Genomic DNA, 21,768 nt, shown 5'->3' on the forward strand with positions numbered 1-21,768 from the left:
AAAATCCTCCTTGCGATTTTGATAAGTGTCGGGAAATAAATAGTTCTGCTGCTGTTTTCTCCCTTGTACACTGATGCTAACATAAAACAAAGTATTTTGCGAGGGTATTGTGCGGATAGGAAATGTAAGAGATTACATTTTTTTGTGTTGACTTTTTGAAAAACCAAAAGTAAAATATAAAATGTAAGCGGTTACATTTTTGGGGAAAGAAAAGGAAAGAAGGTAGAGAAAATGAAAAAATTTATGGATGAAGACTTTTTGCTGAGCACACAGACAGCGCAGAAATTGTATCACGGACATGCCGAGAAAACGCCGATCCTGGATTACCATTGTCATATCAATCCGGAAGAGATCGCAAAAGACCGTCAGTTTGAGAATATCACGCAGGTATGGCTTGGCGGCGATCACTATAAATGGCGTCAGATGCGTTCCAACGGCGTAGACGAAAAATATATTACAGGTGACGCACCGGATCGTGAAAAATTTCAGAAATGGGCGGAGACATTGGAGAAAGCGATCGGAAATCCGCTCTATCACTGGAGCCATCTAGAACTGAAACGGTATTTCGGCTACGACGGATGTCTGAACGGAGAGACCGCGGAGGAAGTATGGAATCTGTGCAATGAAAAATTGAAAACACCGGAGATGAGCGTGCGGAACCTGATCCGTCAGTCAGGCGTTACTTTGCTGTGTACGACGGATGATCCGGCAGATTCTCTGGAGTGGCACAAAGTGATCGCAGAGGATGACAGTTTTGAAGTGCAGGTACTTCCGGCATGGCGTCCGGACAAGGCGATGAATATCGAGAAACCGGATTACGCCGATTACCTGAAAAAGCTTGGAACTGCGGCGGAAATAGAAATTCATACGTTTGCCGACCTGAAAGCGGCGCTGAAAAAGCGAATGGCATTTTTTGACAGCATGGGATGCCGCGCTTCCGATCACGCACTGGAATATGTGATGTACGCGCCGGCTTCCGAGGAAGAGGTGGAAGCGGTTTTCGCAAAACGTCTCGGAGGAGATACGCTGACGAAAGCAGAAGAACTGAAATTCAAGACCGCATTTATGCTGTTTGTCGGAAAAGAATATGCGCGTCTCGGATGGGCAATGCAGCTTCATTACGGATGTAAGCGTGATAATAATGTATTCCGTTATGAACAGCTTGGACCGGATACCGGATATGACTGCATCGATAATTATGCGCCGTCCGGACAGATGGCAGATTTCCTGAATGCATTGAATGCAAGTGACGAGCTTCCGAAGACGATCATTTACAGTCTGAATCCGAATGACAATGCGGCGATCGGAACGATCCTCGGCTGTTTCCAGGATTCCGGTGCGATCGGAAAGATCCAGCAGGGATCGGCATGGTGGTTCAACGATCACAAAACGGGAATGATCGAGCAGATGACATCTCTTGCGAATCTGGGACTGCTTGGCAACTTTATCGGAATGCTGACAGATTCAAGAAGCTTTCTCTCTTACACAAGACATGAGTATTTTCGCCGTATCCTCTGCGAACTGATCGGCGGATGGGTTGAGAACGGGGAATATCCGTCGGATATGAAAGTGCTTGGAAAGATGGTGGAAGATATTTCTTATAATAACGCGGTGCGGTATTTCGGATTTGATCTTGAGACAAAATAACATAGAAAAGGGCATCGCAATCATCTGATTTAATGATTGCGATGCCCCATGTTGTTATCCGGTATATCCGGCAGTTATGCATAGATTTATGCCAGACATGCTTTCATCACTTCATAAGTTCCGTTTTCTTCGATCGCTTTTAATGTTTGTGCAACGCTTTCTTCAAATCCCGGGAGTTTGCTTAAATCTTCGCCCCAGAAATCTGTGTTTGTGCAGACCGCATGTGTCAGGGACACGGCATCGTCCTGTTTGTGTGCGTTGAAAAATTCCAGTACCGCGTGGTCATCGTTGATGATGTATTTGTCATTTCCGCGAACAGCGTGGAAACCGTCTTCTTTCAATTCCTGTCCTCTGTAAAATGCCAGATAGAACGCAAAAGAAGCTGTGATACATTTCGGTAGTGTTCCTGTTTTTTCAAGGTAGCCTTTCAGCGACGGCATAACGCGGGCTTTCCACTTTGATGTAGAATTCAGTGAAATGGAAAGCAGCGCGTGGTCGATGAACGGGTTTTTGAACCGTTCCGTCACGGAAGCCGCAAATTCTTCCAGCTCTTCTTTCGGTAATGTAAGTGTCGGGATGATTTCGTCGTAAATGGTTTTGTTCATAAAGCCGCAGATCACTTCATCGTTCATACAGTCGCGAACGATATCCTGCCCCGCCAGATAAGCGCCCAGCACGAAAGAAGTGTGCGCGCCGTTCAAGATGCGGACTTTTCGTTGTTTGTATGGTTTGTGGTCGTCTGTGATCAGCACCGGAAGTCCGGCTTTTTCAAACGGCAGTTCTTCTTTCAGTGATTTCGGTCCCTCGATGACCCAGAATCCGAAAATCTCTCCGGTATCGATCAGGTTGTCGATGTAGCCGTTTTCTTCGTTGATGGAATCGGCTTCACTGCGCGGATAACCGGTGACAATACGGTCGACCAGTGTGGAACAAAACAGATTTTCCTCGCGGATCCAGTTCATGAAATCATCGCCAAGCTCCCACTGTGCAGCATATTGGAGCACACATTTCTCCAGTTCTTTTCCGTTGTTGTCGATAAGCTCGCAGGAGAGGATGACAAAGCCCTTTCCGGTTTCTGAACCGAATGTCTGAAATCTGCGGTACAAAAACTGGGTCAGCTTTCCCGGATAACTGCTTGCAGGAACATCGGTGAACCGACAGGACGGATCATAGGCGATGCCGGCTTCGGTCGTATTGCAGGTGATGTAGCGCAGATCCGGATTTTCCGCACATTTTAAAACCTCTTCAAAATCGTTGTATGGATTTAAGCATCGGCTGACACAGGAAATGATCCGCTTTTTGTTGACTTTCGCACCATCCTGAAAACCGCGCAGATAGAGTGTGTAAAGTCCCTCCTGTTCGTTGATCTTGTCGGCAAGACCCGGTGCGATCGGCTGACAGAGTACGACTTTGGAGTTGAATCCGGTTTTTTCATTTAACATGTCAATAAAATAGTCGACAAAAGCGCGGAGAAAGTTTCCCTCGCCGAATTGAAGGACACGTTCCGGCGCGTCTTTGAGCAGATAACCATCGTAGCCGATTTCGTTTAATGTTTCGTAATTCAAAGTTTTCATAGTAAAGATCCTTTCTGAAAAATATTATAATGTTACTCCTTGTTTGAAGATCGCCATGTCATGAAATCCTGCCGCTTCGGATTTGACCTTTTCTCCGGAAGCGATCCGCAGAACGAGATCGAACAGCCGATCGGACAGCGTATCCAGCGTATCGCCGTCCACCAGCGTTCCGCAGTTGAAATCGATCCAGTTGGATTTTTTTTCATACAGCGCGGTGTTGGAAGAAATCTTCATCGTCGGGACAGGACAGGCAAACGGAGTTCCGCGGCCGGTCGTGAATAGGACGATGTGCGCGCCGGAGGCTGCCAGCGCCGTGGAAGCGACCAGATCGTTGCCCGGGGCGGATAAAAGGTTCAATCCTTTCACGGAAACCGGTTCGCCGTAAGAAAGAACCCCTTTGACGGCAGCGCTTCCGGATTTCTGGGTACAGCCGAGGGACTTGTCTTCCAGTGTGGAGATCCCGCCTTTTTTGTTGCCCGGAGACGGATTCTCATAAATGGTCTGGTTGTGCGACTTAAAGTAATTTTTAAAATCGTTGATCAGATCGACGGTCCGGTGGAACAGAGCTTCGTTTTCACAGCGGTTCATCAGCAGTGTTTCCGCTCCGAACATTTCCGGAACTTCGGTGAGGATCGTTGTTCCTCCGCAGGCGATCAGACGGTCGGAAAATCCACCCACCACCGGATTTGCCGTGATGCCGGACAGTCCGTCGGAGCCGCCGCATTTCATACCGATGACCAGCTCGCTTGCCGGAATCGGTTCCCGCTGAAATGTTCCGGCATATTCGGCGAGTTCACGGATGATCTGCAGTCCGTCTGCAATCTCGTCTTCACATTCCTGTGCGACGAGAAAACGGACGCGTTTCGGATCGTAGTCGCCGATGTATTTTTTCAGTTCGTGGATGCTGCTGTTCTCACAGCCAAGTCCGAGCACAAGGACGCCGCCTGCATTCGGATGGTTGATCAGATCGGCGAGGATCTGGCGGGTATGATCCTGATCGTCTCCCATCTGGGAGCATCCGTAAGGGTGTGGAAAAGCGGCGATCTCCTCCACAGACCCGTCGACAAACTGCTGTGCCTGCCGTTCGATGGCGGTGGCAATATTGTTGACGCATCCGACTGTCGGAATGATCCAGATGCCGTTGCGGATCCCGACTTTTCCGTCTTTCCGGCGGTAGCCCTGAAAATAACGGGCATTTTCCGCAGTAAGGGGAGACGGCTGAGGATCGTAAGTATAGGTGAGAAGTTCACCGAGCCCGGTTTTTAAGTTGTGCGTATGGATCCAGGCGCCTGCCGGGCAGTCTTCCTGAAGCGTTCCGATCGGACAGCCGTATTTGATTACGGGTGTTCCGGATTTCAGAGGAAGAAGTGTGAATTTGTGTCCCTGCGGAATTTCTTCCCTGAGTCGGAATGTGCTGCCGCCGAGTGTGATCTCCTTTCCGGCGGGGAGTGGTGAGAGTGCGACGGCAACATTATCATTTGGATGGATCTGGATAAATTCTTTCATAAGTGTTCCCTTTCTTTCCTGAGCGTCCGCGCATACAGGCTGATTCCTTTTCTTCGCGGCGCCAATATAAAACTACTTGTTGTAAGCGCTTACATAAACGATACACTTTTTCTGTTCCGGAGTCAATATAAAAAGAAAAAAACAGATATTTTGGGGGAAGTATACAAAAGAAGCGGAAAAAAATTGGTAAAAAACACAATGAAAAAAGATTGTAAAAAAGAAAGGACTTACATTATAATGGTAAGACAGGGATTCAGGAACAGAAAAAGACCATCAGAAAACGGAGACAGATCATGAATATTTACGATATAGCGGATATGGCAGGGGTTTCCATTGCGACAGTTTCCAGAGTTGTAAACGGAAGCCCGAATGTCAGTGAGAAGACAAAGAAAAAGGTGCTGGATGTGATCGAGAAAGCCGATTATACGCCGAATGTATTTGCGCGGGGGCTGGGGCTGGATTCGATGAAGACGATCGGGATACTCTGCCCGGATATTTCGGATCTTTATATGGCGGAGGCGGTATCCGCACTTGAGAAAAAACTGCATGAACATGGATATGACTGCATCTTGGGATGCAGCGGCGGGGAAAAAGCCGCCAAAGAGTATCATGTCCAACTGCTTTTGTCCAAACGGATCGACGCCCTGATCCTTGTGGGATCGACGTATGCGGAGAAAGGCGGAAACTGTCAGGAAGCGGATTACTTAAGGTCGGCGGCGAAGAAAGTGCCGATCTTTTTGATCAACGGTTATGTGGAGGGCGAGAACATTTACTGCTTTTACGGAGATGACCGGCAGGGCGCTTATGATGTGACGTCGGCATTGATCCGGCGCGGGAAACAACGGATTTTGTTTTTGGCGGATTCCCATACGTTCAGCGCGCAGCAAAAACTGCTCGGATATGAACAGGCTCTCTCGGAGGCGGGATCCCCGATACTCGGAGATCTGAAATTTTACACAAAGAATGAAGTAGATTATGTCAAAGAAATGCTTCTGGCACATCGGACATTGGAGTTCGACAGTATCTTTGCCTGCAACGATCTTCTGGCTGTGGGGGCGCTGAAATATGCGAAAGCAAGAGGAATCCGGATCCCGGAGGAATTGAGCGTGACGGGGTATAATAATTCCGCGGCGGCTCTTTACTGTGAACCGGAATTGACGTCTGTGGACAACGGAGTCAGACAGCTGTGCGGCAATGCGGTGGAAAATCTGGTAAAGATCTTACAGGGGCAGCAGGGGATCGGTCAGGACAACCGGTTTGCCTGCGAGATCGTAAAACGGTGTACGACTGATTTTTAGAGTCGGTGTACGAGAGGAAAAATGGACAGGCTTGGTTTGGTCTGTTCATTTTTTTTAGAATATGATAAAATGGGAAGCGGAGGTGGATGCAATGGGAAACCACGGAAAAAAGATGATAGCGCCGATCGTTGTAACGGTGCTGATGGTGCTGTATCTCGTCGGATTCAGCATTGCCGCATTCATAATATTGCCATCTGCATGGGTCTGGATCGTGTTCGGCGGAGTTCCTCTGATCTGTGCAGGCGTGATGATCGCTGTGTGTATACAGCGGATGAAAGAGATAAGGAGTGGAGAAGAAGATGATCTTAGTAAATACTGATTACATTTCGGGAAAGAAGTTAGAGACACTGAGCCTTGTAAAAGGAAGCACCATTCAGTCCAAGAACCTTGGAAAAGACATCAGCCAGAGTTTTAAGACGTTGGTTGGCGGAGAATTAAAAGCATATAACGAGATGATGAATGAAGCGCGTGCGCTTGCCACAAAACGGATGGTGGAGGAAGCGGAAGCGCTGGGCGCGGATGGGATCGTGAATATCCGTTATTGCTCTTCGGCAGTGATGCAGGGAGCGGCAGAGGTGATCGCCTACGGAACAGCAGTGAAATTTCTCGGGGAAGAATAGGAGGATGGATCATGTTACGAATCGGAATGTTGACCAGCGGCGGAGACTGTCAGGCGCTGAACGCGGCAATGCGCGGCGTCGTGAAAGGGATCTGCTCAAAGCGGGATGATGTGGAGATCTTTGGATTTCAGGATGGATACAAAGGACTGATCTACGGGGATTTTAAGATGCTCACGTCGAAAGATTTTTCCGGGATCCTGACGCAGGGCGGTACGATCCTCGGCACGTCGAGACAGCCGTTCAAGCTGATGCGCGAGCCGGACGCAAACGGACTGGATAAAGTGGCGGCAATGAAGCATACTTATCATAAACTGAGTCTGAACTGTCTTGTGATCTTAGGCGGAAACGGTACACATAAGACAGCGAACCTGCTCCGGGAGGAGGGACTGAATGTGATCACGCTCCCGAAGACGATCGACAACGATCTGTGGGGGACGGATATGACGTTCGGATTTCAGAGCGCCGTGGATATTGCAACCGATACGATCGACCGGATCCATACGACGGCAACTTCCCACAGCCGCGTCTTTATTATAGAAGTAATGGGACACAAGGTCGGACATGTGACGCTGCATGCGGGAATCGCAGGCGGTGCGGATGTGATCCTGATCCCAGAGATCCCTTATGATATCGACGTGATCGCGAATGTGATCCAGAAACGTACGCAGGCAGGAAAAACATTTACCATTCTGGCAGTCGCGGAGGGCGCGATCTCCAAGGAAGACGCGAAACTGAAAAAGAAAGAATATAAAGAGAAACTCGCAAAACGCAAATACCCGTCCATTGCCTATGAACTGGCGGAACAGATCGAGAAAAAGACGGACAAAGAGGTTCGGATCACGGTGCCGGGGCATACGCAGCGCGGCGGTTCTCCGTGTCCGTACGACCGTGTATTCTCGTCCAGAGTCGGCGCAAAAGCTGCGGAGATGATCCTGAACGAAGAATACGGATATATGGTGGCAATGCGAAACGGCGAGACGGTGAAAGTGCCGCTGGAAGAAGTAGCGGGCAAATTAAAATATGTGGATCCGAAATGCGGGCTGATCAAAGAGGCGCGGATGCTCGGCATCAGTTTCGGAGACGAATAAAAAACTGGATATTGATAAAAGAGGAGTTTGATTCATGTCATATACGGCATTATACAGAAAGTTCCGTCCGACTTCATTTGAAGATGTAAAAGGACAGGATCATATTATCACAACATTGCAGAATCAGATCAAAGCGAACCGTATCGGGCATGCATATTTGTTCTGCGGAACACGCGGAACAGGAAAGACAACGGTAGCGAAAATATTTGCAAAGGCGGTCAACTGCGAGCATCCGGTGGACGGAAGTCCATGCGGCGAGTGCGCGATGTGCCGTTCGATCGCGGTGGGAACGTCGATGAATGTGATCGAGATCGACGCGGCGTCCAATAACGGCGTGGACAATATCCGTGAGATCCGGGAAGAGGTAACGTACCGTCCCACGGAGGGAAAGTACAAAGTGTACATCATCGATGAGGTGCATATGCTTTCTATCGGCGCGTTCAACGCGCTTTTGAAGACGCTGGAAGAGCCGCCGGAGTATGTGATCTTCATTCTGGCGACGACGGAAGTACACAAGATCCCGATCACGATCCTTTCCAGATGTCAGCACTATGATTTCAAGCGGATCACGATCGATACGATCGCGGCGCGGATGAACGAACTGATGGAAGCTGAGCAGGTGGATGTGGAAGAGAAAGCGATCCGCTATATCGCGAAAGTGGCGGACGGTTCGATGCGTGACGCGTTGAGTCTTCTGGATCAGTGTATCGCATTTTATCTGGGGCAGAAGCTGACCTACGACAATGTGCTGGAAGTGCTCGGCGCGGTAGATACGGATGTATTCAGCCGATTGCTTAGGAAGATCATCCAGAGAGATGTGGCGGCAGTTTTAAACACGGTGGAGGAGCTGGTCATGCAGGGGCGGGAGCTGTCCCAGCTGGCTGCAGATTTCACATGGTATCTGCGGAACTTGCTTTTGGTGAAAACTTCTGATAGCATAGAGGATGTTCTGGATGTATCCACCGAAAATCTGCATCAGTTAAAAGAAGAGGCGCAGATGATCGAAACCGATATGCTGCTTCGGTATATCCGGATTTTTTCGGAGTTGTCCGGTCAGATGAAATATGCGACACAGAAGCGTGTGCTTCTTGAGGTGGCGCTGATCAAATTGTGTACGCCGGCGATGGAGACGACGGAAGATTCGTTGCTGGATCGGATACGCGCAGTGGAAGAAAAGCTGGAAAAAGGGATCGCCGTGATGCCGGAGGGCGGATACGGCAGTCCGTATCCACAGGGAAATCAAGGCGCGGCAGGCGGCTTTGGCGACAGGATGGAAGACTCGGTCAAGAAACCGGAGATCCCGCTTGCGATCCCGGAGGACGTGCAGGAAGTCGTGAAAAATTTCCGGGCGATCGCGGATGAGATCTCGGATCCGGTGCGGACGACGCTGAAAAAAGCGCGCTTAAGCCTCGGCGGCGAAAACCGTCTGATGGTCGTACTTCCGGAGGGGATCGAAGCGTCCATCGCGGGTCGGGAAGACCATGTAAAAGAACTGGAAGCGCTGATCGAACAGCGGATCGGAAAAAAGGTGGAAGTGGAAGTCCGTCAGGTAGAAGAGGGGCGGCGGTTCGACGATACATTTGTGGATATTGAAAAGAAAATCAACATGGAAATTACAGTGGAGGACTAAAGTATGGCAAAGCGTGGAGGATTTCCGGGCGGCGGAATGCCGGGAAATATGGCGAATTTGATGAAGCAGGCGCAGAAGATGCAGCGTCAGATGGAAGAACAGGCAAAAGAACTGGAGACGAAAGAATTTACGGCGACCGCAGGCGGCGGAGCTGTGGAAGTGACTGTTTCCGGAAAACGAGAAGTTCTGAAAGTGAAACTGCAGGAAGAGGTTGTGGATCCGGACGATGTGGAGATGCTGGAAGATCTGATCGTAGCTGCAACAAACGAGGCTTTGCGTAAAGTAGAAGAAGAATCCGGAGCGGCAATGTCCAAACTGACGGGGGGACTTGGCGGTCTGGGCGGCGGCATGTTCTAAAGCCGCGGCATACGGACAAAAGAAGCAGCTAGTAAGGAAGTAGATAAATGGAATATTACAGTAATCAGATCAGCCGGCTGATCGAAGAATTTTCGCATCTGCCGGGGATCGGGACAAAATCGGCGCAGCGGCTTGCGTTTCATGTGATCAACATGCCGAAAGAACAGGTGGAGCATCTGGCAAAGACGATGGTGGACGCAAGGAACAATGTCCGCTACTGCGCGCAGTGCTGTACTTTGACGGATCAGGAACTCTGTCCGATCTGTAAGAATCCGGATCGGGATCAGAAGACGATCATGGTCGTGGAGACGCCGCGTGATCTGGCGGCCTATGAGAAGACCGGGAAATACAATGGCGTATATCATGTGCTGCACGGCGCGATCTCCCCGATGCTCGGGATCGGACCGGGGGATATCCGGCTGAAAGAGTTGATGGAGCGGCTGCAGGGCGATGTGGACGAAGTCATCATTGCGACGAATTCCAGTCTGGAGGGCGAGACGACCGCGATGTATATCAGCAAGCTGATCAAACCGGCAGGGATCAAAGTGAGCCGGATCGCCAGCGGAGTTCCGGTCGGAGGCGATCTGGAATATATCGACGAGGTGACGCTCTTACGCGCGCTGGAGGGAAGAACGGAACTGTAAATGCGGAGGTGAAACAGATGGAACGCAAAAAAGTGACGTCTTCCGATGTGGCAAAGCGGGCGGGAGTTTCCCAGGCTACCGTCTCGATGGTATTGAATAAAAAATATAATGTGTCATTTTCCAAGGAAGTGATCCGGCGGGTCGAGGAGGCTGCGCAGGAACTGGGGTATGAACTTCCGAGGCGCAGGGTAAAGAAAGAGAACCGGCGGGAAAAGCTTCTCGTTGTGTTCTGTCCGAATCTGACCAACCCGTATTATGTCATGCTTTTGCAGGGGATCGAGTCCCGCGCAACGGAACAGGGATTCGGGCTTTTCGTCTGCAACACCCAGCGGAGCCTGGAATTGGAAGAGCGGTATCTGAAAATGCTTCCGGCGCTGAATCCGCAGGGAGTAATCTACACATGTAATCCGAGCCGGTGTTTTATGTCAATCGTGGAAGAGCTGTCGCGGACGATCCCGTTTGCCGTGATCAATAACCAAAATGAAAAATTAGACGTGGACGCCGTGGAACTGGACAATTCCAAACTTGGGCGGATCATGGCAAGACATCTTCTGGATCTGGGACATAAGCATGTGGCGTATATCGCACCGCCGCTGACCGTAAGGCAGAAGCAACGGTCGAAGCGTGTGGAGGGATTTATGAAAGAATTCCGGGAAGCCGGACTTGGAGACAATGTGGTGATCAAGGCGGCGAATGAATCCATCGACAAGGACGTGCCGGGAATCGATTCGGAATACCGGATCGGATATGACCTGACAAAAGAGCTTCTGGCGGAAGAGCGGGACTTGACCGCGATCGTGGGACTGAACGATATGATCGCATTCGGAATCCTGGATGCACTTTATGATGAAAAATATAAAGTGCCCGGAGATATGTCGGTGATGGGATGTGATAATACGTTGTTTGCGAAGATGCATAAAGTGTCGCTCACGACGATCGAGCATTTCGTCATCTACAAAGGACGGGACGCCTGCGACATCATTATGAAGAAAATGAAGACGCGGCAGAGCCGTTACGCGGACATGGAACCGGTGAGCATTTATCATGTGGAATACGAGCCGAAGCTGGTCGTGCGCGGAACGACGTCATATCCTCCGGGAACACAGAAGAAAGAGGGAAAACGGAAGACCTCAAAAAAGAAAAATTAGTTTTTTAGAAGAAAAAATTAATAATAGAAGCAATTAAATTTTATTAAACATATTACAGAACATGGATTGAAGAGGCATAAAGTGCGGAACAATCCGGCGGGAATCTTTTGACTATCATCTTATATGAACATCATAGTGTTAATAATAATTGAATTATTAATCCAAAGAAATTATTAATAATTTTAGAGCTATTGACCGTTCAGAATTTGTTGCCTATAATCAAAATCAGAAAGAAAAATCTGAATTTATATTCAAAGCGTAATGCAAGGAGGAGCGGAGACATGAAATTTTTTATTGACACAGCAAAGGTAGAAGATATTAAGAAAGCAAACGACATGGGAGTGATCTGCGGAGTTACGACGAACCCGTCGCTGATCGCAAAAGAGGGACGTGTATTTGAGGAAGTGATCGCAGAGATCGCATCGATCGTAGACGGACCGATCAGCGGAGAAGTAAAGGCGACAACCGTTGACGCAGAGGGAATGATCGCGGAGGGACGCGAGATCGCGAAGATCCATCCGAACATGGTCGTAAAGATCCCGATGACAACCGAGGGACTCAAAGCATGTAAAGTGCTGACAAGCGAGGGAATCAAGACAAATGTAACTCTGATCTTTACTGCAAATCAGGCGCTTCTGGCAGCGAGAGCGGGCGCAACTTATGTATCTCCGTTCCTCGGAAGACTGGACGACATTTCCGTACGCGGAACAGATCTGATCGCAGAGATCGCACAGATCTTTGAAGTAGCAGGAATTGAGACAGAGATCATCGCAGCAAGTGTGCGGAATCCGATGCATGTGACAGACTGTGCATTGGCGGGCGCGGATATTGCGACCGTTCCGTATGCAGTGATCGAGCAGATGACACATCATCCGCTGACAGATGCTGGAATCGCCAAATTTCAGGCAGATTACAAAGCTGTATTTGGAGAATAATAAGGAGAGGCTGACATGAATAAGTTAGAATTGATGAAGACTGCCAATGAGATCCGCAAAGGGATCGTGACAGCAGTACACAGTGCAAAATCCGGACATCCGGGCGGATCACTGTCTGCGGCAGACATTTATACCTATTTGTATTTTGAAGAATTGAATATCGACCCGGAAGATCCGAAGAAAGCGGATCGTGACCGTTTTGTACTTTCCAAAGGACATACAGCTCCGGGACTGTACTCTACACTGGCACACCGCGGATTCTTCCCGGTAGAAGATCTGACGACACTGCGTCACACAGGATCTTATTTGCAGGGACATCCGGATATGAAGCACATTCCGGGCGTGGATATGTCTTCCGGTTCTTTGGGACAGGGAATCTCCGCGGCAGTCGGAATGGCAATCTCCGCCAAACTTTCCAATGAAGATTACCGTGTGTACACATTGCTCGGTGACGGAGAGATCCAGGAGGGACAGGTATGGGAAGCTGCGATGCTGGCAGGATTTAGAAAATTGGATAACCTTGTCGTGATCGTGGACAACAACAACCTGCAGATCGACGGTGCGATTGACGAAGTCAATTCCCCGTATCCGATCGATAAGAAGTTTGAAGCATTTAATTTCCATGTGATCACGATCGACGGAAATGATTTCGATCAGATCGAAGCCGCATTTAAAGAGGCGAGAGAGACAAAAGGCATGCCGACGGCGATCGTTGCAAAGACGGTCAAAGGAAAAGGCGTTTCCTTTATGGAAAATCAGGTTGGCTGGCACGGCGCGGCTCCGAACGACGAGCAGTATGCAGTGGCAATGGAAGATTTGGAGAAAGCAGGTGAAGCATTATGTCAGATGTAAAGAAGATCGCAACAAGAGAGAGCTATGGCAATGCTTTGGCTGAATTAGGAAAAGAACATGAGGATATCGTAGTGCTGGACGCCGATCTGGCGGCGGCTACAAAAACAGGCGTATTTAAGAAAGCATTCCCGGAGCGTCATATCGACTGCGGTATCGCAGAGTGTAATATGATCGGTGTGGCGGCAGGACTGGCGGCAACCGGAAAAGTTCCGTTTGCAAGTTCTTTCGCAATGTTTGCAGCAGGACGTGCATTTGAGCAGGTGCGCAACTCTGTCGGCTATCCGAAGCTGAATGTGAAGATCGGCGCGACCCATGCCGGAATCTCCGTCGGAGAAGACGGCGCGACCCATCAGTGTAACGAAGACATCGCACTGATGCGTACGATCCCGGGAATGGTTGTGATCAATCCGTCCGACGATGTAGAAGCAAAAGCGGCAGTGAAAGCAGCTTATGAGCATCAGGGACCGGTTTATATGCGTTTTGGAAGACTGGCAGTTCCGGTCATCAACGACAACGAAGATTATAAATTTGAACTCGGAAAAGGCGTTGTGCTCCGCGAGGGAAAAGACGTGGCGATCATCGCAACGGGACTTCCGGTAGCAAACTGTCTGGAAGCGGCAGAAAAACTTGCGGCGGAGGGAATCGATGCGAAAGTGATCAACATTCATACGATCAAACCACTTGATGAAGAACTGATCGTGGCAGCAGCGAAAGATACCGGAAAAGTAGTTACGGTTGAGGAACATTCCGTGATCGGCGGTCTCGGAAGCGCAGTCTGCGACGTATTGTGCGAGCAGGCTCCGACAAAAGTTTTAAAGATCGGCGTCAACGATACATTCGGCGAGTCCGGTCCGGCGGTAGAGCTTGTGAAGAAATACGGATTGGATGCAGACAGCATTTACGAGAAAGTGAAAGCCTTTTTGTAAGAGAAGAATAAGAAATAAAAAGAGTTAAAAAAGTGCAGTTTTCTTCGAACCGATGAGGGAGAAGAAAGCTGCACTTTTTTAATTGTTAAGTTTACGATAATGATGTGGAAGAACACCGTAGGTATTTTGAAAATGTACTGTGAATGCACTGGCACTGGGGAAAGAGAGAAATGCAGCAATATCGGCAATGTTTAAGGTACTGTTTTTTAGAAGATAGGCTCCATATTTTAACTTCTCCTGACGGATATATTGGGAAGGTCGTACATGAAGTTCTTTTTTAAATAAATCCGATACATAATTGGGGCTAAGAGAGCAAATTTTACCTAATTCATTCATTGTGATTTTTGAGGTTAAGTTTGACATAATATATTCACAGCAGATTTTTAATTGAGGACTGCATGCAGTGAGACGCCAATTTTGAATTGCTTGACAATATTCAAGAAAAGCCTGCCAGAATAAGTGATATATTTTTTCGATGTTGTTGATATTACTTAAGTATTGAATGTATACATCACTGATGGAATAAGCAAGAGTCTCCGGAAGACCGTTGTCGATAGCGGTACGACAAAAAAGAGTGATGGCAGATACAATTGTGAACCGAGCCTGCATCAATTCGTTTTCGGAAAGATTTCCGACATCAATCGTTAATAGCCCATCTTTTGAAGATGTGCGGATAAATTGTTCGGCAAGTGTGACATTTCCAAGTGCGATGTACTCTAAGACTGCTTTCTCTATCTGACGCCGATTGGGAAAAGGAAAGGTGTAGTCGAGTTTCTCTGTTGCCTGTTTAAATGAGCGTTGATGAAGAAATTGTGAATGTTCAATGGATTTCATATTCCTATCCAGACTGATCTTGATATTTTTATCCATATAAAAACTCCTTTTAATTATTGTGATTATATATATAAATAAGTGAAATCATATATTTATTATAAAATACAAGTGATAATATTACAAATATAAAAGAGAAAAGAAACTAGAATTGTAGAAAATGACCAAAAAGCAAATGCTTAAATTGGTTAAAGTAGACAAAGGAGAATGCGATATGGAATTATATGACCTTCGAGTGAACCATTTATGTAATCCCTTGGGATACGAAATGAACAAGACCGTGTTTTCATGGAAAGTTAAAAATGCAGTCGGAAAAAAACAGGAAGCTGCAAGAATACGAATCGGAGAATTGGAAAATTTTGAAACTTTGATCATGGATACCGGATTTTCAAAAAATCTTTCATCTATTGCATCCCAAGTGGATGTGCCGCTTATGCCGTGTAAACGATATTTTTGGGATGTTACCGTGCGGACTGATAAAGGCGAAGAAGCGGTCAGCAGTGTTTCGTGGTTTGAAACCGGAAAGATGGATGAAGCGTGGCACGCCGAATGGATAACTTGTGATAATCAGCAAAAAAGGCATCCGATTTTTAAGAAAAAGATTTCTTTAAGAGGAAAAGTAATAAGAGCGAGATTATATATTTGTGGTCTTGGTTTATATGAAGCTTTTTATGAGAATGAACGAATCGGCGAAGAATATCTGACGCCATATTGCAATGATTATAGTGAATGGGTTCAGTACCAGACCTATGATGTCACAGAAATGCTTCAAAAAGAAGGAATGCTTTCGGTGCTTCTTGGAAATGGATGGTATAAAGGCAGGTTTGGTTTTGACAATCCATCGGAATCTGGATTTTACGGTGATAAGTGGAAGTTAAGAGCTGAATTATCTATTGAATATGAAGATGGAAGCAAAGACATAGTTGGAACAGATGAAAGCTGGCGTGTGGAAAGAAGCAACTTGATATTTTCGGAGATTTATGACGGAGAACATAGAGATGACACACTGCCAAAACTTCCGGAGGAAGCCGCAATCGTGTGTGAGGCGGAAAAAGGAAAATTGACTGCCAGACTTAGCACACCGGTAACCGTGCATGAGCAAATAAAACCAAAAGAACTGATTGTTACACCTAATGGAGAAACTGTATTAGATCTCGGACAGGAATTTACGGGGATTTTCAGCTTACAGGTGAAAGAAGAGAAAGGAACAAAAATTCATATACAGACAGGAGAGATTCTTCAGAACGGCAATTTTTATAGGGATAATCTTAGAACCGCAAAGTCAGAGTATGTCTATATTTCAGATGGAAAAGAAAAAAATATATGTCCCCATTTTACATTTTACGGATATCGTTATGTAAAGATTGAAGGTATGGAACATCTGGAAAAAGATGATTTTACCGGTTTAGCATTATATAGTGAGATTCCGGAAACCGGAAATGTTGAGACCGGGAACTCGCTTGTGAATCAGTTGATTTCGAATATCCGCTGGGGAATGAAGAGTAATTTTTTGGATGTTCCGACCGACTGTCCGCAGCGAGATGAAAGAATGGGATGGACAGGCGATGCACAGATTTTTTCGGCAGCAGCCACTTACCTGGCAGATACCTATTCATTTTATAAAAAATATCTTTATGATATGGCATGTGAACAGAAAACGCGGGGAGGTAAAGTTCCACAGGTTATTCCGAATTTCGGAAAGGAAGGAACTTCTAGCGTATGGGGAGACGCAGCATGTATTATTCCGTGGAATTTGTATTTATTCTACGGAGATCAGACCATTCTGGAAGAACAATTTGAGAGCATGCGTTCTTGGGTGGATTACATTCGGCGAACGGATCAAAAAAATCATTGCTGGAGACAGGAATTTCATTACGGGGATTGGCTTGCGCTGGATCATCCGACCGGTGGTGAAAACGGGTTTTTGGGAGGCACGGACGAACGGTTTATCGCAGACGTATCTTATGCAGTTAGTGCCGGAATTGTGAAAAAAGCAGCGCATATTTTGGGCTTGGAAAAAGAGGAAGCAGAATATGGAGCTGTTGAGAATGCACAGTATGAATGGATCCAACAGGAATATTACACAGCGACAGGAAAATGTTGTATACGGACACAGACCGCACAGCTTCTTACTTTAAAATATCATTTGAGTGAAAATGAAGAAGAGGCAAGAAAAATGCTTCGAATCTTATTGGATGAAAGTGATGGAAAATTACGAACCGGATTTGTAGGAACACCGCTTCTTTGTAAAGTGCTTTCAGAAAATGAGATGGATGACCTTGCATATGAACTGCTTTTGAATGAAGAATTTCCGGGATGGCTTTATGAGGTAAAACTAGGAGCAACGACAATATGGGAACGTTGGAACAGCTTGGATAAAAACGGCTGTATTTCGGGAACGCAGATGAATAGTTTGAATCATTATGCAGCGGGTGCGGTAGCAGAATGGATTTTTCGATATGCGGCAGGAATCAATATGGATGAAACGGATATTTCCAAGGCTGGATTTAAAGCGGTAAAGTTTACACCGAGATTAAACCAGACCTTAGGATATGCAAAAGCATCTTATGAGTCTGCAATGGGATTGTACGCTTGTGCGTGGGAGTTTGAAGATGAAACGCATGTAAAAGTATCTGTTCAAGTTCCATTCGGAGGAAAGGCACAGCTGATTATACCGGAGGCAGAAAAATCTATATTCGACAATAAAGAAAATCCAATGTTTGCGGATGTGAGAGACGGGATTTGTTATTTGACAGCAGGCGATTATACGGTGGAATATACCATCGAAAAGAAACCGGCATCTTACAGTATTGATACATCCATGAGAAAATTGTTGGAGCAGAAGGAAATCAAGAAATTTATTGGTTCGATGATACCGCTTGAAACATTGCCGAGAGAATTTATGCCGATGTCTCTTAGAAAATTAGCAGTACAATTCGGAGGGGCTCAAGAGGAACAGTTGGAACAGATCAATGAAGTATTAAAGAAATTCTGAAGTGGGGAGAGGAGGAATGGTATGAAGAGAGATTTGAAAAAAATAATTTCTGAAATGACATTGGAGGAAAAAGCGGGACTTTGTTCAGGAAAGGATTTTTGGAACACGAAAGAAATCGAGCGGTTAGGAGTTCCGTCTTTGATGATGTCTGATGGTCCGCATGGTCTGCGGAAACAAGAGAGTGAAGCAGATCATCTGGGATTAAACGAGAGTGTGGAAGCGGTATGCTTTCCGGCAGGATGTGCGACAGCGTCCAGTTTTGATGTGGAATTGATGGCAAAAATGGGGGAGACGCTTGGCAAAGAATGTCAGGCAGAAAATATAGGGATTTTGCTTGGACCTGCCGTTAATATTAAGAGAAGTCCGCTTTGTGGAAGAAATTTTGAATATCTGTCAGAAGATCCTTATTTGACAGGAAAAATGGCGGCGGCTTATATTCGAGGAGTTCAGAAATGCGGAGTAGGTACGAGTATTAAACATTTTGCGGCAAATAGTCAAGAATACCGACGGATGAGCAGTTCCTCTGAACTTTCCGAAAGAACATTGAGGGAAATTTATCTTCCGGCATTTGAGGAAGCTGTAAAAGAAGCGCAGCCGAAAACGGTAATGTGCAGTTATAACAAGATCAACGGTGTATTTGCGGCAGAAAATAAAAAACTCCTGACAGAAATCCTTCGAGAAGAATGGGGATTTGAAGGGGCGGTGGTAACAGACTGGGGAGCTGTCAATGATCGAGTGAAAGGTATCAAGGCTGGGTTAGACCTTGAAATGCCGGGGTCGGACGGCTACCATGATCGAAAGATAGTTCGAGCGGTAAAAGAAGGGATTTTAGATGAAAAGCTTGTAGATCAGGCAGTAGAGAGAAATCTAAAAGTCGTTTTTGATTACATAGATCACAGAAATCCAGACGCAGTATTTGACCGGGGGAGAGATCACAAAAAAGCGGTGGATATTGAATCAGAGTGTGCAGTGCTGTTAGAGAACAATGGAATCTTGCCGATTTGTGTAGATAAAAAGATTTTATATGTTGGAGAATTTGCAGAAAGACCAAGATATCAAGGGGGAGGATCCAGTCATATTCATAGTTCGTGTGTTGCTTCAGCATTGGAGATGGCAAAGAAAAAACAGAGAAATGTTTCCTATGTGAAAGGATTTTCTGCGTATAGGGATGAAAAAGAGTTGTATGAAATGAAAAAAGCGATAGAAGCTGCAAAACAGGCGGATGTAGTTGTGGTTTTCGCCGGTCTCCCGGATATAATGGAATCAGAGGGATACGATCGGACGACAATGTCAATGCCGGAATGTCAAAACGAACTGATTGAAGAAATTTTAAAAGTTCAGCCGAATACGGTTGTTGTTCTTCACAATGGAAGTCCTGTGGAGACACCGTGGGCGGAAAAAACAGCCGCTGTTCTGGAAATGTATCTTGGAGGACAAGGGGTAGGAGAGGCTTGCGATCGGATTTTGTATGGAGAGGTAAATCCGAGTGGAAGACTTGCAGAGACATTTCCGCTTCGGCTGGAAGATTCTCCCTGTTACTTGTACTATCCGGGAGATGGGAAAAAAGCGGTGTATGGAGAAGAAATTTTTGTTGGCTATCGTTATTATGATACAAAAAAGATCCCTGTACGATGGGCGTTTGGACATGGAAAATCATATACTACTTTTGAATATTCCAATTTAAAATTGGATCGCAGGAAGATGCAGGATGGGGAACGAATGATTGTCACGGCAGACATTACCAATATTGGAGAACGGGATGGCAAAGAGGTTGTACAGCTTTATATCAGTGATAAAAATAAAACGCCGCTTCGACCGGAGAAAGAACTGAAAGGATTTCAGAAAATTCAGTTGAAGGCGGGAGAGACAAAGACAGTTTCTTTTGAGATTGTTGAGAAAGATCTTTCTTATTATGAAGAAATGATCCATGATTGGTATGCTCCGTCAGGGATTTATCAAATTAGAATCGGTCATGCAAGTGATGAAATTTTACTGGAAGAAGAGTTTGAGTTTGTCGGAAAACAGATGCTTCCGATGCGAGTAGACGGGACAACAACAGTTGGAGATTTACTGAAAGATCCGAGAACCGCAGAGGCAGCGTACAAATTGTTTGGCAATGTGATGGCACAAAATGAAGAAACGGCGGAAAATTCAGAAGGAGAGGCAGATGCGGAGATGCTGAAAGCAATTCTGGAAGGAGCACCGTTGAAATCACTTGTAAGTCTTGGAGCGATGACAGGAGAAGAGCAGGAACAGGTAATCGCCATGTTAAATCGGGCTATGGGAAGTGAGCAGAGAGAGGAGAAGTAAAAAATGAAATTGAATAAGAAGACCAACAAAATTGGATTTGGGGAAAAGTTCTCTTATGGTTGTATTAACCTTGGAAATATTCCGATTATGACATTGATCAATGGTTACCTTTTAATTTTCTATACCAATATATGTGGGATGGATCCAAAAGCGTGTGCCACCTTGTTTTTGATAGCGAGGATATTGGATGGTCTGAATGATCCGCTTGTTGGATTTTGTATTGACCGGCTTCCAAATACACGATTAGGACACTTTCGAATGCCGTTGATTGTCGGTACTATTTTATGTGGTTTGAATTTTCTTTTACTGTGGTTTGGACCAATGATGGCGCCGAGTGGAAAACTGGTGATTGCGTACGTTTCTTATATTTTGATCGGGGTATTATTTCCGGTTATGGATATTTCTTTGAATAGTCTTCTGCCGGTTATGACAACAGATATGAAAGAACGGCAGACCTTAAGTGCTATTAAAGGGTTCGTGTATGCGGCGGGAGGTGTGATTCTTGGAATTTCTGCACCGCTGATTTTGGGAAACACATCAAATAAAAGTGGATATATTACATTGATCGTTGGTGCTACGATTGGTATTTTTGTACTTTCAATCCTCGGAACATTGGGGGTACGGGAACGTGTAGAAAAGACAGAAGGAGAGGCATCGTATACGTTAAAAGAACTGGTCAGTATTTTGACACAGAAACCGGTATTGATTACCTTTCTTGCAGTATTGATTTTTACGGTTGGTAATAATATCTCGAATACGATCGGTCCATACTTCTATACTTATATTCTCGGAGATTTGACACTGTCTTCACTTGCAAGTCTGATTATGTTTTTCGGACTGCTTCTGACAACGATATTCTCAGGAAAAGCGGTTCAGATGAAAGGAAAAAAAGCGGTATTTTTGCTTGGACTTGTAATTGCAGCGGTATCAATGCTGATTCGAATGATTGACCCGAAAAATGTCTTGATCCTTTTAGTTTCCAGCTTTTTAACCGGTGCAGGCGGTGGATTTGTATCAACATTAAGTTATAGTATTCAGGCGGATAATACCGATTACATTGAATTGAAAATGGGAAAACGTGCAGAAGCCGGCATTTCTGCATTATCTAGTTTTTCATCCAAATTTGCAGCTGGAATCGGCGGTGCAATTCCGGGATATCTTCTTGGATTTGCAGGATTTAATGAGCAGGCAGCAGTACAGACGGGAAGCGTGAATACAATGATCATTGCATGTCAGATTATCCTTCCGATAGTGATTTATATAATCGGTATTATTATATTTGCAAAAGGATATCCGATTACAACAGAAAAGTTAGAAGAACAAAATAAAATACTTGCTGAAAGACGAGGACAGAAATAAAAGATGAAATAGAAGTATCTGCTAAATAATATAGAGAGTTGCATACTT

General features: G+C 46.1%; 18 protein-coding genes. 15 read left to right on the plus strand and 3 right to left on the minus strand.

All coding sequences use genetic code 11. From position 1 onward, the window contains the following. Positions 1-231: 231 nt before the first annotated feature. Complete coding sequence (uxaC, locus tag I2H87_RS11545; RefSeq protein ID WP_195610056.1) at positions 232-1,647, plus strand: glucuronate isomerase; 1,416 nt, start codon at positions 232-234, stop codon at positions 1,645-1,647. Between the two features lie 86 nt (positions 1,648-1,733). On the opposite strand, the gene I2H87_RS11550 is transcribed toward uxaC, so the two are convergent. Next, positions 1,734-3,221 (minus strand): tagaturonate reductase, encoded by a 1,488-nt coding sequence (locus tag I2H87_RS11550; RefSeq protein ID WP_195610058.1) that lies wholly within the window; start codon positions 3,219-3,221, stop codon positions 1,734-1,736. A 24-nt stretch (positions 3,222-3,245) separates the two neighbouring features. Further along, positions 3,246-4,727: a UxaA family hydrolase gene (locus tag I2H87_RS11555; RefSeq protein ID WP_195610060.1), complete on the minus strand. Its 1,482-nt coding sequence runs from the start codon at positions 4,725-4,727 to the stop codon at positions 3,246-3,248. A gap of 293 nt (positions 4,728-5,020) precedes the next feature. Between I2H87_RS11555 and I2H87_RS11560 the strand changes: the two genes are divergently transcribed. From I2H87_RS11560 to I2H87_RS11610, 11 genes are all read left to right on the plus strand, one after another. Next, positions 5,021-6,025, plus strand: a complete 1,005-nt coding sequence (locus tag I2H87_RS11560; protein WP_195610062.1) for a LacI family DNA-binding transcriptional regulator — start codon at positions 5,021-5,023, stop codon at positions 6,023-6,025. A 91-nt stretch (positions 6,026-6,116) separates the two neighbouring features. Continuing rightward, positions 6,117-6,344, plus strand: coding sequence for a hypothetical protein (locus I2H87_RS11565; RefSeq protein WP_009268762.1), 228 nt, complete (start codon positions 6,117-6,119; stop codon positions 6,342-6,344). Next, positions 6,325-6,645 (plus strand): YbjQ family protein, encoded by a 321-nt coding sequence (locus I2H87_RS11570; RefSeq protein WP_009268761.1) that lies wholly within the window; start codon positions 6,325-6,327, stop codon positions 6,643-6,645. Before I2H87_RS11565 ends, I2H87_RS11570 begins: the two co-directional genes overlap by 20 nt. Positions 6,646-6,656: 11 nt before the next feature. Next, positions 6,657-7,733 (plus strand): 6-phosphofructokinase, encoded by a 1,077-nt coding sequence (locus tag I2H87_RS11575; protein ID WP_022151497.1) that lies wholly within the window; start codon positions 6,657-6,659, stop codon positions 7,731-7,733. A 34-nt stretch (positions 7,734-7,767) separates the two neighbouring features. Continuing rightward, positions 7,768-9,363 carry a DNA polymerase III subunit gamma/tau gene (gene dnaX, locus I2H87_RS11580; RefSeq protein ID WP_195610064.1) on the plus strand — a complete coding sequence of 532 codons (1,596 nt, stop codon included), beginning with the start codon at positions 7,768-7,770 and terminating at the stop codon, positions 9,361-9,363. A gap of 3 nt (positions 9,364-9,366) precedes the next feature. After that, on the plus strand, positions 9,367-9,720 hold the full coding sequence (locus I2H87_RS11585) for a YbaB/EbfC family nucleoid-associated protein (RefSeq protein WP_022151496.1): 354 nt from the start codon (positions 9,367-9,369) through the stop codon (positions 9,718-9,720). A gap of 47 nt (positions 9,721-9,767) precedes the next feature. Next, positions 9,768-10,364: a recombination mediator RecR gene (gene recR / locus I2H87_RS11590; RefSeq protein ID WP_009268757.1), complete on the plus strand. Its 597-nt coding sequence runs from the start codon at positions 9,768-9,770 to the stop codon at positions 10,362-10,364. Between the two features lie 17 nt (positions 10,365-10,381). Further along, the gene (locus I2H87_RS11595) at positions 10,382-11,512 is read left to right on the plus strand and encodes a LacI family DNA-binding transcriptional regulator (RefSeq protein ID WP_195610066.1); all 1,131 of its coding nucleotides are present in this window, start codon (positions 10,382-10,384) and stop codon (positions 11,510-11,512) included. 281 nt (positions 11,513-11,793) lie between these two features. Further along, the gene (gene fsa / locus I2H87_RS11600; RefSeq protein WP_009268755.1) at positions 11,794-12,447 is read left to right on the plus strand and encodes a fructose-6-phosphate aldolase; all 654 of its coding nucleotides are present in this window, start codon (positions 11,794-11,796) and stop codon (positions 12,445-12,447) included. Between the two features lie 15 nt (positions 12,448-12,462). Further along, positions 12,463-13,299 carry a transketolase gene (locus I2H87_RS11605; RefSeq protein ID WP_009268754.1) on the plus strand — a complete coding sequence of 279 codons (837 nt, stop codon included), beginning with the start codon at positions 12,463-12,465 and terminating at the stop codon, positions 13,297-13,299. Further along, positions 13,287-14,225, plus strand: coding sequence for a transketolase family protein (locus I2H87_RS11610; RefSeq protein ID WP_195610068.1), 939 nt, complete (start codon positions 13,287-13,289; stop codon positions 14,223-14,225). Before I2H87_RS11605 ends, I2H87_RS11610 begins: the two co-directional genes overlap by 13 nt. 78 nt (positions 14,226-14,303) lie before the next feature. Here the strand turns inward: I2H87_RS11610 and I2H87_RS11615 are convergent, their stop codons facing one another. After that, positions 14,304-15,095, minus strand: a complete 792-nt coding sequence (locus tag I2H87_RS11615) for a helix-turn-helix domain-containing protein (RefSeq protein WP_022151493.1) — start codon at positions 15,093-15,095, stop codon at positions 14,304-14,306. 175 nt (positions 15,096-15,270) lie between these two features. Here I2H87_RS11615 and I2H87_RS11620 point away from each other — a divergent pair, with 175 nt between their 5' ends. Genes I2H87_RS11620 through I2H87_RS11630 form a run of 3 tightly spaced genes read left to right on the plus strand, consistent with a single transcriptional unit; the run spans position 15,271 to position 21,720 of the window. Then, a complete protein-coding gene (locus I2H87_RS11620; RefSeq protein ID WP_022151492.1) occupies positions 15,271-18,051 on the plus strand; it encodes an alpha-L-rhamnosidase in 2,781 nt (926 codons plus the stop codon). A 21-nt stretch (positions 18,052-18,072) separates the two neighbouring features. After that, positions 18,073-20,361 (plus strand): glycoside hydrolase family 3 C-terminal domain-containing protein, encoded by a 2,289-nt coding sequence (locus I2H87_RS11625; protein WP_054704560.1) that lies wholly within the window; start codon positions 18,073-18,075, stop codon positions 20,359-20,361. 3 nt (positions 20,362-20,364) lie between these two features. Then, positions 20,365-21,720 (plus strand): MFS transporter, encoded by a 1,356-nt coding sequence (locus I2H87_RS11630; RefSeq protein ID WP_022151490.1) that lies wholly within the window; start codon positions 20,365-20,367, stop codon positions 21,718-21,720. Positions 21,721-21,768: the final 48 nt, after the last annotated feature.

The sequence above is a fragment of the Mediterraneibacter glycyrrhizinilyticus genome, assembly GCF_015560805.1.
Taxonomy (GTDB): domain Bacteria; phylum Bacillota; class Clostridia; order Lachnospirales; family Lachnospiraceae; genus Schaedlerella; species Schaedlerella glycyrrhizinilytica_A.

Bases quoted from the DNA above. Each gene is read 5' to 3' on its own strand.
- fsa (WP_009268755.1), top strand. From the start codon at position 11,794: ATGAAATTTTTTATTGACACAGCAAAGGTAGAAGATATTAAGAAAGCA.
- I2H87_RS11565 (WP_009268762.1), top strand. From the start codon at position 6,117: ATGGGAAACCACGGAAAAAAGATGATAGCGCCGATCGTTGTAACGGTG.
- I2H87_RS11625 (WP_054704560.1), top strand. From the start codon at position 18,073: ATGAAGAGAGATTTGAAAAAAATAATTTCTGAAATGACATTGGAGGAA.
- I2H87_RS11575 (WP_022151497.1), top strand. From the start codon at position 6,657: ATGTTACGAATCGGAATGTTGACCAGCGGCGGAGACTGTCAGGCGCTG.
- I2H87_RS11630 (WP_022151490.1), top strand. From the start codon at position 20,365: ATGAAATTGAATAAGAAGACCAACAAAATTGGATTTGGGGAAAAGTTC.
- I2H87_RS11570 (WP_009268761.1), top strand. From the start codon at position 6,325: ATGATCTTAGTAAATACTGATTACATTTCGGGAAAGAAGTTAGAGACA.
- I2H87_RS11555 (WP_195610060.1), bottom strand. From the start codon at position 4,727: ATGAAAGAATTTATCCAGATCCATCCAAATGATAATGTTGCCGTCGCA.
- I2H87_RS11615 (WP_022151493.1), bottom strand. From the start codon at position 15,095: ATGGATAAAAATATCAAGATCAGTCTGGATAGGAATATGAAATCCATT.
- I2H87_RS11610 (WP_195610068.1), top strand. From the start codon at position 13,287: ATGTCAGATGTAAAGAAGATCGCAACAAGAGAGAGCTATGGCAATGCT.
- I2H87_RS11550 (WP_195610058.1), bottom strand. From the start codon at position 3,221: ATGAAAACTTTGAATTACGAAACATTAAACGAAATCGGCTACGATGGT.
- I2H87_RS11560 (WP_195610062.1), top strand. From the start codon at position 5,021: ATGAATATTTACGATATAGCGGATATGGCAGGGGTTTCCATTGCGACA.
- I2H87_RS11585 (WP_022151496.1), top strand. From the start codon at position 9,367: ATGGCAAAGCGTGGAGGATTTCCGGGCGGCGGAATGCCGGGAAATATG.
- uxaC (WP_195610056.1), top strand. From the start codon at position 232: ATGAAAAAATTTATGGATGAAGACTTTTTGCTGAGCACACAGACAGCG.
- I2H87_RS11605 (WP_009268754.1), top strand. From the start codon at position 12,463: ATGAATAAGTTAGAATTGATGAAGACTGCCAATGAGATCCGCAAAGGG.
- dnaX (WP_195610064.1), top strand. From the start codon at position 7,768: ATGTCATATACGGCATTATACAGAAAGTTCCGTCCGACTTCATTTGAA.
- I2H87_RS11595 (WP_195610066.1), top strand. From the start codon at position 10,382: ATGGAACGCAAAAAAGTGACGTCTTCCGATGTGGCAAAGCGGGCGGGA.
- I2H87_RS11620 (WP_022151492.1), top strand. From the start codon at position 15,271: ATGGAATTATATGACCTTCGAGTGAACCATTTATGTAATCCCTTGGGA.
- recR (WP_009268757.1), top strand. From the start codon at position 9,768: ATGGAATATTACAGTAATCAGATCAGCCGGCTGATCGAAGAATTTTCG.